The 14,375-nt window shown below is 41.5% G+C and carries 13 protein-coding genes; 12 read left to right on the plus strand and 1 reads right to left on the minus strand.

The window, feature by feature from the left end; all coding sequences use genetic code 11:
• The first annotated feature begins 99 nt into the window (after window positions 1–99).
• The 11 genes from ABC361_RS03495 to ABC361_RS03545 all read left to right on the plus strand — a co-directional run bounded on the left by ABC361_RS03495 (window position 100) and on the right by ABC361_RS03545 (window position 12,166).
• Window positions 100–1,233 (plus strand): sensor histidine kinase, encoded by a 1,134-nt coding sequence (locus ABC361_RS03495; protein ID WP_413072692.1) that lies wholly within the window; start codon window positions 100–102, stop codon window positions 1,231–1,233.
• The gene (locus ABC361_RS03500; RefSeq protein ID WP_413072693.1) at window positions 1,230–1,829 is read left to right on the plus strand and encodes a response regulator transcription factor; all 600 of its coding nucleotides are present in this window, start codon (window positions 1,230–1,232) and stop codon (window positions 1,827–1,829) included. Before ABC361_RS03495 ends, ABC361_RS03500 begins: the two co-directional genes overlap by 4 nt.
• Window positions 1,830–1,935: 106 nt before the next feature.
• A complete protein-coding gene (locus tag ABC361_RS03505; protein WP_413072694.1) occupies window positions 1,936–2,340 on the plus strand; it encodes a bleomycin resistance protein in 405 nt (134 codons plus the stop codon).
• A gap of 200 nt (window positions 2,341–2,540) precedes the next feature.
• Complete coding sequence (locus ABC361_RS03510; protein ID WP_413072695.1) at window positions 2,541–3,266, plus strand: GNAT family N-acetyltransferase; 726 nt, start codon at window positions 2,541–2,543, stop codon at window positions 3,264–3,266.
• Between the two features lie 140 nt (window positions 3,267–3,406).
• Window positions 3,407–4,369, plus strand: coding sequence for an AraC family transcriptional regulator (locus ABC361_RS03515; RefSeq protein ID WP_413072696.1), 963 nt, complete (start codon window positions 3,407–3,409; stop codon window positions 4,367–4,369).
• 129 nt (window positions 4,370–4,498) lie between these two features.
• Window positions 4,499–5,929, plus strand: coding sequence for a rhamnulokinase (rhaB, locus tag ABC361_RS03520; protein ID WP_413072697.1), 1,431 nt, complete (start codon window positions 4,499–4,501; stop codon window positions 5,927–5,929).
• A complete protein-coding gene (gene rhaA / locus ABC361_RS03525; RefSeq protein ID WP_413072698.1) occupies window positions 5,913–7,178 on the plus strand; it encodes an L-rhamnose isomerase in 1,266 nt (421 codons plus the stop codon). Before rhaB ends, rhaA begins: the two co-directional genes overlap by 17 nt.
• Before the next feature lie 25 nt (window positions 7,179–7,203).
• Window positions 7,204–9,276, plus strand: coding sequence for a bifunctional aldolase/short-chain dehydrogenase (locus tag ABC361_RS03530; protein WP_413072699.1), 2,073 nt, complete (start codon window positions 7,204–7,206; stop codon window positions 9,274–9,276).
• Window positions 9,277–9,359: 83 nt separating this feature from the next.
• A complete protein-coding gene (gene rhaM, locus ABC361_RS03535) occupies window positions 9,360–9,674 on the plus strand; it encodes an L-rhamnose mutarotase (protein WP_054793487.1) in 315 nt (104 codons plus the stop codon).
• Window positions 9,675–9,691: 17 nt separating this feature from the next.
• Window positions 9,692–10,969, plus strand: coding sequence for an MFS transporter (locus ABC361_RS03540; RefSeq protein WP_413072700.1), 1,278 nt, complete (start codon window positions 9,692–9,694; stop codon window positions 10,967–10,969).
• Between the two features lie 405 nt (window positions 10,970–11,374).
• On the plus strand, window positions 11,375–12,166 hold the full coding sequence (locus ABC361_RS03545; RefSeq protein ID WP_413072701.1) for a GNAT family N-acetyltransferase: 792 nt from the start codon (window positions 11,375–11,377) through the stop codon (window positions 12,164–12,166).
• A 69-nt stretch (window positions 12,167–12,235) separates the two neighbouring features.
• Here the strand turns inward: ABC361_RS03545 and ABC361_RS03550 are convergent, their stop codons facing one another.
• Entirely contained in the window at window positions 12,236–13,261 is a 1,026-nt protein-coding gene (locus tag ABC361_RS03550) for a serine hydrolase domain-containing protein (protein WP_413072702.1), read from the minus strand.
• A gap of 109 nt (window positions 13,262–13,370) precedes the next feature.
• On the opposite strand from ABC361_RS03550, the gene ABC361_RS03555 reads away from it, so the two are divergent.
• Window positions 13,371–14,297, plus strand: coding sequence for a phosphotransferase family protein (locus tag ABC361_RS03555; RefSeq protein ID WP_413072703.1), 927 nt, complete (start codon window positions 13,371–13,373; stop codon window positions 14,295–14,297).
• Window positions 14,298–14,375 lie beyond the last annotated feature (78 nt).

The following is a 14,375-nucleotide window of genomic DNA, read 5'->3' on the forward strand; positions in this document are numbered from 1 at the left end:
GCTTCAGCTCTCCGCTGTTGCACATGCTGAAGAAGTGTTCCCATTGCGCTTTTTTTGCTATAGACAGGTTAATGACGTTAACAAAAAGGAGCTAGTCCGTTGTATCATTGGTTTCATATTTTTCCTAAAAACACAGGGTTAAGTCTATTTGCTTGGATTGCTTTTTGTATCTTGCCATTTTACTTTATCATTCGCTCCGCAACCATGTATGAAATTATTATTGGTGTGGCAATGATTGTCTTGTTTTTTGCGACGTATCGCCTGTCTTTTATAAAAAAAGGCTGGACGGTTTATGTGGCGTTAAGTATTGAGATGCTCATTAGCATTGGGATGACCATCTATTTTGGCTATGTGTATTTCGCGTTGTTTATTGCGTTTTTTATTGGGAACGTAAAAAGTAGATCAGGTTTTATTAGTTTGTATGTTGTGCATTTATCGACAACAATTATTGCTTTTACAGTTGGTTTTTTACTTGAACCTGATGTGTATTCAGCTCAACTTCCATTTAATGTACTAGGCATACTAGGTGTGATTTTGTTACCTTTTACAATTTATAATCGTATAAGAAGAGAAGAGTTAGAGAATCAGCTTAGCGACGCCAATGAACGAATCTCTCAGTTGATGGTAGTAGAAGAAAGACAGCGAATTGCGCGCGATTTACACGATACACTTGGACAAAAACTATCATTAATAGGGATGAAAAGTGATCTCGCTAAAAAGTTATTAAAGGTAAACCCCGATTTAGCAGAACAAGAACTGGGCGATATTAACCAGACATCAAGAACCGCTTTACGAGAAGTGCGGGAGATCGTTTCAAATATGCGTACAGCACGCTTAGAAGAGGAAATGATACAAGTCGAAGCATTATTAGAGTCAAGTGAAATTACGTGCAAGATTGAAGGGGGAGAATCGTTTAAACATTTGCCGCTCCTAATAGAAGATGTGTTTTGCATGTGTTTAAGAGAATCGGTCACGAATGTTGTCAAACATAGCCAGTCAACACAATGTACAATTATACTAGAAAATCTTCCGAATGAATGGCGATTGGATGTAGTAGATGACGGTGTTGGCATGGTTGGAAAGGAACCAACGACACATAATAGTGGATTAATTGGCATGAAAGAACGATTGGAATTTGTGAACGGTAAACTAGAAATCCGGTCGAATAAAGGAACACAGCTAACCATTCGGATTCCAAGGATTATCTATCAAAAAGAAGGGGGACAGTTATGATTCGCATTGTACTGGCAGAAGACCAAGGGATGCTGTTAGGGGCACTTGCGTCATTACTAGAGCTAGAAGAAGATATGACGGTTGTGGGTAAAGCCACAACCGGTGTTGAAGCCGTGGCGCTCGTAAAAGAAAAGAAGCCTGACATTTGTATCTTGGACATCGAGATGCCGTTAATGACGGGAATTGAAGCAGCGGAAACGTTAAAAGAAGAAGCCTGTAAGATTATTATTCTCACAACCTTTGCACGCACGGGGTACTTTAACTTTGCACGTGCAGCAGGAGTGAGCGGGTACTTATTAAAAGATAGCCCTAGTGATGATCTTGCGAGAGCCATTCGAACCATTATGAGTGGGCGCAAGGTGTATGCGCCAGAATTAATGGATATGATGAGCAGCAATGATAATCCGCTAACAGAGCGAGAAGGTCAAGTCATCCAGCTCATTTCCGAAGGGAAAAGCACAAAAGAAGTCGCCGATCATTTAAAAATAAAAACAGGCACCGTCCGAAATTATGTTTCTGTTATCTATGAAAAACTTCACGTAACCAACCGAATTGAAGCCATTTCATTGATAGAAGAGAAGGGCTGGTTTAAGTGAGCTTCCTGTAAAAGGAGGCTTTTTGTCATGCGAAATGATAACATATGAAAGAAACGTATGTGTGATCAGGGTGCAGAACAATCATTCGTTGTAAGGAGGCATAAAAATGAATTCACTCGTCCCGGAATTATCGGTTAAAGATCTAAATCGAAGTCTTGAATTTTACATCGGTCTATTACAGTTCAACCTTGACTATCAACGTGTAGAAGATAAATTCGCAATGATCTCTATAGACGACTGCCAGATTATGATTGAAGAAATGAATGGACATTGGCAGACAGGTGAACTGATTTATCCGTTTGGAAGAGGTGTGAATTTCCAAATGATTGTAAAAAATAATCGTGCAATTTATGACCGATTAGTGATGAAGAACGTTCCAATCATGGTCGATATGAAGGAAAATTGGTATCGTGCAAATACCACATTAGTAGGTCAGAAAGAGTTTCTCGTCGCCGATCCTGATGGCTATTTACTACGCTTTGTTGAGCGATTAGGAGAAAGAGAGCTGTAAAATCTGTCGACGTAGAAGAAACAGAACAAATGCCCAAGTGGTTCCTGCAATTACGAGAAAAGCTACTGAAAAAGACTAAAGAATACCGATCCTCGTTTGAAGCCCAATTAAATTAAAAAGATCTGATTAACCTATAAAAAAGAAAGTAGGTTTTCTCCATTAAAAAAGCAGATGCAACGACAAAGCAAAAACTCTTGCCTATGTTCGAAGGTATGGCTGACACCGTCATTCTCTCCTGTTTACAAGGGCATATGGGAGACGCATGGGTGAACAATCAGGAAAGCCCAACAGCTGCTCAAGTAAAAGTAGGGATGTTTTCTTACTTTGCAGGTGACGCCAATGCAAAAGAGGCGGAGACACTGTTACGCAACCTTCCTAAAGATGCACTGGTTATCGTTCATACAGATGAATGGAAAAAGCGAATCGAAACCATCTATAAAGGGAGATTCAATAAGTTTGATCGCCATCGCTTTAAACAGGACGACGCGCTGTTAGACGTTGCATATCTCAAAGGGTTTTTAACGAATCTACCTGGAGGGTATGAACTAAAACGAATCGATTCGGCGATCGCAAACAAACCTTCTTTACAAGCAATCTCAGAGTATTTTACCTGCAATTTCGACTCGATAGATGATTTTTTAAATAGAGGCATTGGGTATGCGATTCTCCACGACGGAAAAGTGGTCAGCGGTGCTACGTCATTCAGCATTTATGATGAGGGAATTGAAGTAGAAGTCGGTACGCACGAAGGTCATCGCAAAAAAGGTCTGGCAACGATTGCCTCAGCAGCCTTGCTAGTAGATTGTCTGGAACATAGGAAGTATCCAAGCTGGGATGCAGCAAATGCAGAATCGGTTAAGCTTGCTAAACGACTTGGCTATGTCTATGAAGAAACTTACGAGACGTATTATATTAACAATCGGTAGAATGAGAGAAGGGCTTCCAAGAATTTTTGTGGAAAAAAATACCTTGAAAAGAATGGTGATGCTTTAGTTTCAGCTATGTATAATGTGAGTAAGCATAGATTGCTAGACTTATATTCATAGTAGTGAAAGTGAGGACTGCCATGTCATTATTGGAAAAAATGTTAGCGCTTACGGAAGAAGAACGGGAGACGCTTCAATATCGTCAAGTGATGCAGGCTCGCTATACGTCAAAGCAAAGTTTCATTATCGAGGCGAACAAATTCCTTGCCCCTGGTTCGGAGATCATGGTTCGTAAACATACACGGTTTATTGATTTCCCGAAGCATCGGCATGACTACATTGAACTTAATTATGTGTATAACGGAAGTTTAAAACAGAAAATTGGTGAACAGGATGTTCATTTAAAAAAAGGTGAACTTGTTGTTTTAAATCAGCATATTGAGCACCAAATTGATGCGTGTGATACAGAAGATATCGTCATCAATTTTATTATTCAGCCTTCTTTTTTTAATTTTATTTTCTCGTTTTTGAATGTTGAAGGTCCGCTTTATTCATTTCTTATAGACAGTGTTCACGGCGGTAACGGGTTTGGACAATTTCTTTACTTTAAGTGTGCGGAAGAGGAATCGATTCAAATGTTGTTACAAAAAATGGTGGAAGAGATTATGAATCCGGATGCGTTTTCCCAAGCAACCACGAAGCTACACGTCGGTATGTTAATTATTGAACTGACAAAGAAAGCGGATACATTAGAAGGGGATTATGAAGGGACGTTACAAAATCAATGGCTAAGAGAAGCACTTTCCTATATCCATGAACAATACAAGCAAGCGACGCTAACTGAACTGTCCGCACGGCTAAATCAACCGCATTATTTATTAAGTAAGCTCATAAAGAAGCGGACTGGCAAGACGTTTAAAGCAATCTTACAGGAGAAAAGACTTGATATAGCAAGGGAAATGCTTGTGCAGTCAGATCTCCCCGTTTCAGTCATAGCCGAAGAGGTCGGTTATGATAACTTTAGCTATTTCTATCAAATTTTCAAGAAAAAATTCGAGCAGACGCCGCTGGCATATCGGAAAAGACAAGCTCCCCAAGAGTAAAAGGGAGCTTGTCTTTTTTTGTTAAGAGGCACATAACGACAGTTTTTAGATGAATAGCGCCATAGTGCTTTTGTTTGTAAACGCTTAATATGAAGGCACAATCTCCTTGAGAAAACGAGGTGGAACCATTTGATCAAATCAAGGTTAGCTGTAGACATCGGGGCATCCAGCGGTAGAGTAATGGCTGGGTGGACAACGGGACACAATTTGGAGCTCAAAGAAGTCCATCGGTTTAAAAACGGGGCAACGCTAAAAGAAGGTTATTTCTGCTGGGACATTGACTACTTGTATGAGCAAATTAAACGAGGTATTAAAGCAAGTGTGGAGCAAGGCTTAAATCCAACAAGCATTGGAATTAACACGTGGGCGGTTGATTTTGTCTTGTTGGATGAACACGATCATCGGTTAACGGAAGCCGTGTCCTACCGTGATGCGCGGACTGATGGGATCATGGAAGACGTGATCGATGTTTACGGCAAAGAAGTCCTTTATGAGCGGACGGGTATTGCGTTTCAACCGTTTAACACGCTCTATCAATTGTTAGCTATAAAGAGAAGCCAGCCTGACATACTTGAGAATGCGCAAACGTTTTTAATGGTACCGGATTATCTACATTTTCTATTAACAGGAAGAAAGACAAACGAATACACCAATGCTACAACAACGCAGTTAATGAACGCGTTTACAAAAAAGTGGGATGAAGACTTACTAACAGAAATGGGTTTACCGACGCACATTTTTCAGGACATTCATTTACCTGGGACGAAGCTGGGTCCACTTAAAGCTGACTTACAGCGAGAGTTAGGCGTGAGTCTTGATGTAATCTTGCCGGCTACCCACGATACAGCATCGGCGATCGCTGCTGTTCCTGAATGGCAGACGTCTCTTTACATTAGTTCAGGCACGTGGTCACTCATTGGCATCGAAAATCCGTTCCCTATTTGTATAACGAAAGCGATGAACGATAACTTCACAAATGAAGGCGGTGTCAACTATCGCTTTCGGTTTTTGAAAAACATTATGGGCTTGTGGATGATTCAAGAAGTGCAGCGTCTTCTCCCTGACGAGTGGAGCTTTGCTGATCTGGCAAAGGAGAGTCAAACGTCCACCTACTCTGGAAAAGTAGATGTTGATCAGCGTCGGTTTTTAAAGCCAGACAATATGATTGATGAGATTCAGTCTGCCTGTCGTGAAGCTGAACAAGAAATTCCTACTTCACCAGGTGACTTAGCAAAATGCATCTATGAGAGTTTGGCAGTTAGTTATGAAAAAGCAATAAAGCAGATTGAGGAAACGATTGAGCGAACGTATGAACAGATTCACATTATTGGCGGAGGTTCTCAGAACGCCCAGCTCAATCAGCTGCTTGCAGATCGAACGGGTAAAACGGTGCTTGCTGGGCCGAGCGAAGCGACGGCAGTAGGCAATCTGTTGATGCAATGGATTGCGGCTGGCGAAATCGTTTCGTTGGAAGAAGGTCGATCAATGATAAAACAGTCGTTTCAAGTAGAAGAATATCAACCGCAAAGGAGCGAGCAACGCTATGCAGACAAGGTTTGAAAGTGCAAAAGAGCAGTACGAACGATTAGGAGTGGATGTAGAGGCGGCATTTGAAAAAGTGTCACGCGTCCCGATTTCCGTTCATTGCTGGCAAGGCGATGATTTGCGCGGTACGGAAACCGTTCAAAATGAATTATCAGGTGGCATTGATGTCACAGGAAATCATCCAGGTCGTGCCCGTAATGGCGATGAGCTGCGTGCGGATCTTGAAAAAGCACTAAGCCTGATTCCAGGGAAACACCGCGTCAATCTTCATGCGATGTATGCAGAAACGGATGGAGTTGTCGTTGAACGGGACGAGATTAAACCGGAGCATTTCAAAAAGTGGGTCGATTGGGCGAAGAAACTTGGCATTGGTCTTGATTTTAATCCAACTGTTTTTGGTCATCCGAAGGCAGATGATGGCTTAACGCTTGCCCATCCGGACAAAGACATTCGCATGTTTTGGATTAACCACTGTAAAGCAAGCCGAGAAATCGCGGCTTATTTCGCAAAAGAACTGGGCAGTCCTTCACTCGTTAACATTTGGGTACCTGACGGCTATAAGGATACGCCTAGTGACCGCTTGACACCTAGACGTCGCCTGAAAGAGTCCCTTGATGCGATTTATGAGGTGGGCTATGATTCGTCACTAGTCATCGATGCTGTGGAGAGCAAACTGTTCGGGATCGGTTCAGAAGCATTCGTTGTCGGGTCGCATGAATTCTACATGAATTATGCAAATCAGAGCGGCAAACTGTGCTTGCTTGATACGGGGCATTTTCATCCGACGGAAATGGTTTCAAATAAATTATCGGCGATGTTGCTGTTTCATGACCAACTGGCGTTACATGTCTCACGTCCTGTCCGTTGGGATAGCGATCATGTCGTCACCTTTGACGATGAGCTGAAGGAAATTGCGATTGAACTTGTTCGGAATGATGCACTTGACCGAGTCAATATCGGACTTGATTTCTTTGATGCCAGTATTAATCGTGTCGCAGCATGGGCTATCGGGACACGTAATATGGTTAAAGCGCTCTTAAATGCAGCACTTATGCCGCATGATTATATGAAGAAACTACAGGAAGAGGGAGACTTTACTTCCCGTCTCGCTTTACAAGAACAGTTAAAAACCTATCCGTTTGGCGATATGTGGGATGCCTATTGTAAAGAGCAAGGTGTGTTCATTGAAACAGATTGGCTTGACGATGTAAAAACGTATGAACAGAACGTTCAGTTTAAGCGTAAAGAAATCCAAACAGTTTAGCAGTTAATAGAAAGGTGAGACAAAAATGGTCCAACAGTTATGGAATGAAGAAGAAGCAAAGAAAATAGAATCGGGTCTTGGAGAACTTGTCTACCGATCAAACTTGATCGGGAGCGACCGTGCCGTCTGTAACTGGGGCGGTGGAAATACGTCTATGAAAACAAAAGAAATCGATTTTCGTGGTGAAGAAGTAGACTTCATGTGGGTGAAAGGAAGCGGTTCTGATCTGGCAACGATGGGGGCTGAAAATTTCACAGCGTTACGTCTGGATGATGTTCGTCCCCTGCTAGAAAGGGAGGAAATGAGCGATGAGGAAATGGTGTCGTATTTGAGCCATTGCATGATTGATCATAGCCATCCTCGTGCATCGATTGAAACACTTTTACACGCTTTCCTTCCGTTTAAACATGTTGATCATACCCATCCTGATGCGATTATTAGCCTTTGCTGCGCGGAAAATGGAAGGGAGTTGGCAGAAGAACTATTTGGGAATCGTTATGTTTGGGTGCCTTATATTCGACCTGGTTTCACCCTTTCAAAAATGATTGCTGAAGGCGTTGCTGCAAATCCGCAAGCAGAATTAGTACTGATGGAAAAACACGGGCTTGTCGTTTGGGGCGAAACAGCAAAAGAAAGCTACGATAAAACGATCTCAGTCATTAACGAAGCCGAACAGTTTATTGCTGAGAAACGCGGAGATCAAGCTGTTTTTGGCGGAGAGAAGTACAGTTCACTAGCAAAACAGACTCGTGAATCTCTTCTTGCAAAGGTTATGCCAATCATTCGTGGAACTGTTGCTTATGAGGGAACACCAATGATTTTAACGTACGACGATTCTGAGGCTACACTTGAGTTTGTGAACAGTCAAGATGTGAATACTCTCTCACAAGTTGGCGCAGCTTGTCCCGATCATCTTGTACACACTAAGCGAATTCCATTATACGTTGAGTGGTCTCCAAGTGAGGATGATGTAGAAGGGCTAATCGCAGCAATTAAATTAGGCGTGATGAATTATCAAAAAGAGTATATCGCTTATTTTGAACGGAATCACAATGATGGAGATCAAATGTTTGAACCGTCCCCACGGGTATTGCTTATTCCTGGCATTGGCATGATTAATACTGGGAAATCTCTAGCAAATGCCAACGTTAGTGGTGCCCTGTATACACGAGCGATTTCGGTCATGCGTGGTACGACGGCTCTTGGTTCATTTGTATCGCTAAATGAAGCTGAATCCTTCGCGATTGAGTACTGGCCGCTTGAGCTTTACAAGCTGTCACTTGCCCCAAAAGAAGCGGAGTTTTCTCGTAAAGTCGCTTTTGTAACAGGGGGAGCCGGTGGAATCGGTAGTGAAACATGTCGTCAATTTGCAAGCCTTGGTGCGCATGTTGTTTTAGCTGATTTGAACCTAGACGGTGCCGAAAAAGTGGCAACTGAAATCAATGAAACGTTTGGAGAAGGACGAGCGATTGCGCTTAAAATGGACGTGACGAATGAGGAAGCCATTCAGGCTGCCTTTGCTGAAGCAGCCCGTGCATTCGGTGGTGTGGACATCATTGTGAACAATGCAGGTCTTGCGACATCAAGTGCATTTGACGAGACAACATTAAAAGAATGGCAGCTGAACATGGATGTGCTTGGGACAGGCTATTTCCTTGTTGCTCGAGAAGCATTTTCGCAAATGAAGGCGCAAGGAACTGGCGGAAGCATGGTCTTTATTGGATCGAAAAACTCGGTTTATGCAGGCAAAAACGTTTCTGCATATAGCGCAGTAAAAGCAATGGAAGCCCATCTTGCTCGCTGTATAGCGGCAGAAGGTGGCGAGTTTGGCATTCGTGTTAATACGGTTCTGCCAGATGCAGTGTTACAAGGGTCCGCAATTTGGGATTCTGCCTGGCGCGAAGAGCGAGCAGCCGCTTACGGGATTAAACCGGAAGAACTAGATGATCATTATAAAAAACGAACAACACTCGGTGTGCACATCTTTCCTACGGATATAGCGGAAGCGATTCTGTTCTTTGCTTCATCAAAAGCAGAAAAAACAACCGGCTGCATGTTAACCGTCGATGGTGGCGTACCAGCGGCGTTCACACGATAAGAAATAACCCCCTCTGCTTTCGAGTAGAGGGAGATTTTGCAACAAATTCGTAACCGCTTACTTTTTGGAAGGGGAAATTGATGATGATACGAAAAGCATCCGTTATGCATGTATATAAAGATCACTATGAAGAGTACAAAAAACGACATGACGAACTATGGCCAGAAATGGAAGAGATGTTAAAGACGCATGGCGTAAGTGATTATTCAATTTTTCTGTTAGAGGACACAGGTCAGTTGTTTGCTTATTTACGTGTAGAAGATGAAGCCGTCTACGCACGCGTTTCCGAAACGGACATCTGTCAAAAGTGGTGGGCGTATATGGAACCATTGATGGAAACGAATAAAAATAACAGCCCTGTATCAATCAATTTAACAGAAGTATTTTATTTGGCTTAACAAGGGAGGGCAAATGAATGGCAGCGAAAAATAAGGGAATGAAAGCAACCATTACTGTGGCAATGTCTAATTACCTCGAAGCAGGGGCAATTGTTGCTGGTGCAGGCGGATTAACGCTATGGGTTGAGTATTTACAGCTGACAGATATGTGGGTTGGATTACTCGGCGCGCTTAGTGCCAATGGCTTTGGAGCGGCAATCGGTGCACTATTAGGTGGGTACTTTGTGGACCGTTACGGTCGTAAATTTATTTATAAATATGATTTATTGCTTTATATGATCGGAATGTTGTTTATTATTTTCGCATTCAATTTCCCAATGTTGCTTATTGGCTACATTGTGGTCGGAATCGCTGTTGGTGCGCTCATACCAGCAGCTTGGACCTATATAGCAGAAGAGGCACCGCCTAAAGAACGGGCAGCAAGGGTTGGTTGGAGTCAATTTGCTTGGTCGATTGGTCCGGCAATTACACTGTTTTTATCGGTTGCTTTAGCACCACTCGGTTTACTTGGCAGCAGGCTAATCTTTGCACAGCTCTTTGTTGTCGCGATTATTACTTGGATCTTGCAGCAGCAAATCAACGAATCTACGATTTGGGAAGAGGAACAACAGAAAGAAAAAGTAATTCGTGCAGCAGGTAAGCAGGTTCAGAAAGGATCAATGAAAGATCTGTTTACAGTAAAAGCAAATGTGAAAGCGCTTGTTTTCTTAGTTGGTATCTACCTTTTCTGGAATCTCGTCGCAGGAACAATGGGTTATTTTATGCCTTACATCTATGAAACCGTTGGTGGATTAACGGCCGCACAAGCCAACCTCTTGCAAGGTGTACTCTGGACCTTTACGGTCATTTCCACGTATATTGTGTTCATTCGACTTGGTGACAAAGTCAATCGAAAGCTCCTATTTGGAATCGGAAGCGTCATGGGTATCGTTGCTTGGATGATCTTAACCTTTGGTGGTATGGGCATTGTTGAATTGATTCTGTTTGTGACGCTTTGGGGAATCGCAGCAGGCTTTGGCGCACAGGCATTTTATGCTTTGTTTGCCAGCGAATTATTTCATACAAAGTATCGCGCGCAGGCGCAAGGGTTTATGTTCTTTGCCGTACGGATCGGCGTTGGTTTAATTTCACTGGTAGTGCCGGCGATGATTACTGGGATTGGCTTTCAGGCAGCAGGAATCATTATGATTGTCTTCTTGGTAATCAGTCTAATCATTGGTATAACAATGGCACCAGAGACACGTGGACGTTCACTTGAATCGATTCAAGACGAACGTTATGGAAAAAGCGCATAAAACGATTTTAGGCTACTAAAATTGTCTGAGAAGACACTTTAGTAGCCTTTTTGTCATGTGATTCTAAGAAGATTCATTCTTACCTTGCTTTTTTTCGAGATAGACCCAAAGATAAAAGATAGCCCAAAAACAGCTAATAATGATTAACGGTACAATGAGGTTATCAGTAAGATAGAGAATAGAGACACCTAACAATAAAGTTGGAACGATTAGGATAAAATACTTTTTCCAATGACCTGCCAATGTGATCACCTCTTATGTTTAATTCGTACTAACTCTTTACCACAACGTACAATTTCTAACATGATTGCTCTTTCTAAGAGTAAGATTGAGTTTATTTTATGATAAAATAAACAAAGGGAAATTTCTGAAAATATAGCCCGTATGTGCAAGGGGTGCTGATAGATGAAGCTGAAGAGACTAACAATAAACGATCATGAAGATGTTTTACAGTTATTTGGAGACGAAAAAAATCATTATTATTTCATCATTGATGGTATGATCCGCCACGAATACAAAGGAAATTTTACCGTTTATGGTGAGTATGAAGACAATCAATTAGTATCGTTATTACTGAATAACTATAATAATATCACTTATTTTACAAATACGGATAGAGATATTGAGATTTTTGAACCATTGCTAAAAAGGTTGTCTTATTCAAAGTTAAGTGGACCAAAGATGTTTATGGGGAAATTTTTGGCTTACATTCATGCGAAAGAAACGACACTCTCTTATTTAGGAGTCGTGAAAAAGATTTCAACGAAAGAAAAAAGAAGCGATCAAGTGAAAGCCCTTCAAACCGTAGAGGAAATAAACAAACACTATGATTTGTTCTCATCTGCCAATGAATATAACGAGACGTTGCTTGTTGATCGAGATACCTATATTCAAAGTGAATTAGGAAAATTGAAGAATGGAAACGGGAGAACGCTTTATTTAGAAATGGATGGAAGAATGGTTGCCTCTTGCTCAACTGTAGCAGAAGATAAGCACAGTGCCATTGTCGTGGGTGTATTAACAAGCGTTGATTATAGAAAAAAGGGGCTTGGAACAGACGTATTATGTAAGTTATTTTCAGCATTGTTGCGTGAAGGGAAGTATCCCTACTTGTTTTACAATAATCCTGCTGCAAAAAGTGTGTATGAAAAAACCGGAATGACTGAAGTCTGCGAATGGCAAGTGATTATTGTGTGAGTCTCAACGGCAATAAAACTCATTAAAGTATAAACAAGGGCTAATAAACCATCAGCCCTCACGACAATTTTATAAATGTACGGTAAGTTGTTCCACTTCTTCAAGAATTTCAAAAGCACCGTCTGATTTGTTTGAGCAAACAACAATGGTTAAATCTTCTTTTGGATAATAAACAGAACGGTAGTTGACGCCAGGATCGTAACCCATTTGAATGTATTTTATCATACCTGATTCATTTGATTGCTGAAATCCACCATAAGCATAATAAAGATCGTCGTCAACAGGGACGTGAGGCGTCATCAATGTGCGTACCATATCACCCGATAAAAGCTTTTCATTCATTAATGCTTTCCAGAAACGTCCAATATCGGGGGCTGTAACGTAAGCACCACCGTCAGGGCCGCCTGTAGCAGGTAATGAAAAGATATTTGTTTTCCATGTACCATCTGTTTTTTTTATGTAACCGATGGAGACATCAGCTGGTAACGCGTCGGCTGAAAAATATCCTGACTCGCTCATACCGGCCGGTTTAAAGATTTTTTCTTCAACATAATCCACAAATTTTATTCCGCTAACCTCTTCAATCACAAGCCCAAGAAGGATATAACCGGAATTATTGTATGTAAACGGACTGCCGACTTCTTTTTTCATAGGTTTATGCTGAAACAGTGGCAAAAAATCTCTTGGCGATTGAACTCGGTACATCGGATACTCTATCCATAATTCTTCGTAATCGTCCATTTCACTTTCATCAAAATAATCAGGGATGCCCGACGTGTGCGTGAGCAGGTGATGAATGGTGATGTTGTCATCGAAATGAGGAAATGGTATGGCTACACAATCCTTTAACTTTGTAGTGAAGGCAAGCTTCCCTTCTGCCACTAACTGACAAATGGCAACGGATGTAAAGATTTTGCAGCCAGATGCTATGGAAAAACGTGTCTTCGGCTGGTTTTTAATTTTTTCAGAATGAATGGCATAGCCAAAGCTATCTGAAAAGAGCGCTTGGTCTCGTTTGCTCACATAAATACTTCCAGAAAATTGAGTTTCTCGCTGCGCTTCAAACAATTTTGACCAGGTTGCATGAGTGTTCATATTGATCCCCCCTAGATACAGTGAAATAAAGCTATTTGTTTCTCTCATACATAAGATTAGCAGGTAGAATGAATTGTTACAATTGTAAAAATGTTATGGAGGTAAGAATATGAAAGACTTACTTGAACAAATTCCTCTTATAGGTCGTTACCGTAAGAGTGTGGAAATGACAAAAGGCTTCTCTTCAGATAAAAAATACTGCATCCATTTGCCAAAAGGAGAAAAGGTACTCCTTCGAATCTTTCATAAAGGAGAGTACGATTCCAAGCAGGTGGAATATTCGATGCTAGAAAAGCTGAAGGCCTGTGGTGTAGCTTGCGCAAAACCAATGGAAATGGGGGTAATTGGAGACCGAGGTTATATGGTCACCTCTTACATAGAGGGGCAGGATGCAGAAGAAAACATTCAGACGTATTCCCTTCAAGAACAATATGACCTCGGGTATAGGGCTGGAAAAGAATTAAAGAGGATGCATCAAATACCTGCGCCAGCCCACGTCACTTCTTGGTATAAAAGGAAAGTCGAAAAGCATAAGAATTACATCGATGCTTATGTAGCATGCGAGATTAAGATTACCCACGACGATAAAATTATGAGGTTTATTGATGACCACATTCATCTAATGAAGCAAAGACCTAATCTGTTTCAGCATGACGATTTTCATCTTGGAAACATAATTGTGAACGAAAGAAAATTTGCAGGTATCGTTGATTTTAATCGATATGATTGGGGAGATCCCGTCCACGAATTTCTTAAGGTGGGCATGTTTACCCGCCAAGTCAGCATTCCGTTTTCAAAAGGCCAAATAAAAGGATATTTTCAAAATCAAGAACCAGATGAAACGTTTTGGACATTATATGCCCTTTACTTAGCGATGTGTGTGTTCTCTACCGTCGTATGGACATTGCGAACAGTCCCAGACCATTTAAGCGACATGCTAGACAAGATCGATGTCGTGCTAGACGACCATAATTATTTTGCGAGCGTGAAACCTAAATGGTACGAATCCGTAGCTGATACGAGTCAGCTTAAATAAACGTATGTGGGAGGTGCTAGTATGAAGAAAAAATACGTTTTATACGTGTTAATCGCAGCGGCGGGAGTCATTGTCGGT

It is taken from the genome of Shouchella phoenicis (genome assembly GCF_047238345.1).
Taxonomy (GTDB): Bacteria; Bacillota; Bacilli; order Bacillales; family Bacillaceae_D; genus Shouchella.

What these genes read in the sequence shown, in the direction of transcription:
- ABC361_RS03530 (WP_413072699.1), top strand. Translation starts at nt 7,204, where the DNA reads ATGGTCCAACAGTTATGGAATGAAGAAGAAGCAAAGAAAATAGAATCG.
- ABC361_RS03510 (WP_413072695.1), top strand. Translation starts at nt 2,541, where the DNA reads ATGTTCGAAGGTATGGCTGACACCGTCATTCTCTCCTGTTTACAAGGG.
- ABC361_RS03555 (WP_413072703.1), top strand. Translation starts at nt 13,371, where the DNA reads ATGAAAGACTTACTTGAACAAATTCCTCTTATAGGTCGTTACCGTAAG.
- ABC361_RS03545 (WP_413072701.1), top strand. Translation starts at nt 11,375, where the DNA reads ATGAAGCTGAAGAGACTAACAATAAACGATCATGAAGATGTTTTACAG.
- ABC361_RS03500 (WP_413072693.1), top strand. Translation starts at nt 1,230, where the DNA reads ATGATTCGCATTGTACTGGCAGAAGACCAAGGGATGCTGTTAGGGGCA.
- ABC361_RS03515 (WP_413072696.1), top strand. Translation starts at nt 3,407, where the DNA reads ATGTCATTATTGGAAAAAATGTTAGCGCTTACGGAAGAAGAACGGGAG.
- ABC361_RS03505 (WP_413072694.1), top strand. Translation starts at nt 1,936, where the DNA reads ATGAATTCACTCGTCCCGGAATTATCGGTTAAAGATCTAAATCGAAGT.
- rhaM (WP_054793487.1), top strand. Translation starts at nt 9,360, where the DNA reads ATGATACGAAAAGCATCCGTTATGCATGTATATAAAGATCACTATGAA.
- ABC361_RS03540 (WP_413072700.1), top strand. Translation starts at nt 9,692, where the DNA reads ATGGCAGCGAAAAATAAGGGAATGAAAGCAACCATTACTGTGGCAATG.
- ABC361_RS03550 (WP_413072702.1), bottom strand. Translation starts at nt 13,261, where the DNA reads ATGAACACTCATGCAACCTGGTCAAAATTGTTTGAAGCGCAGCGAGAA.
- rhaA (WP_413072698.1), top strand. Translation starts at nt 5,913, where the DNA reads ATGCAGACAAGGTTTGAAAGTGCAAAAGAGCAGTACGAACGATTAGGA.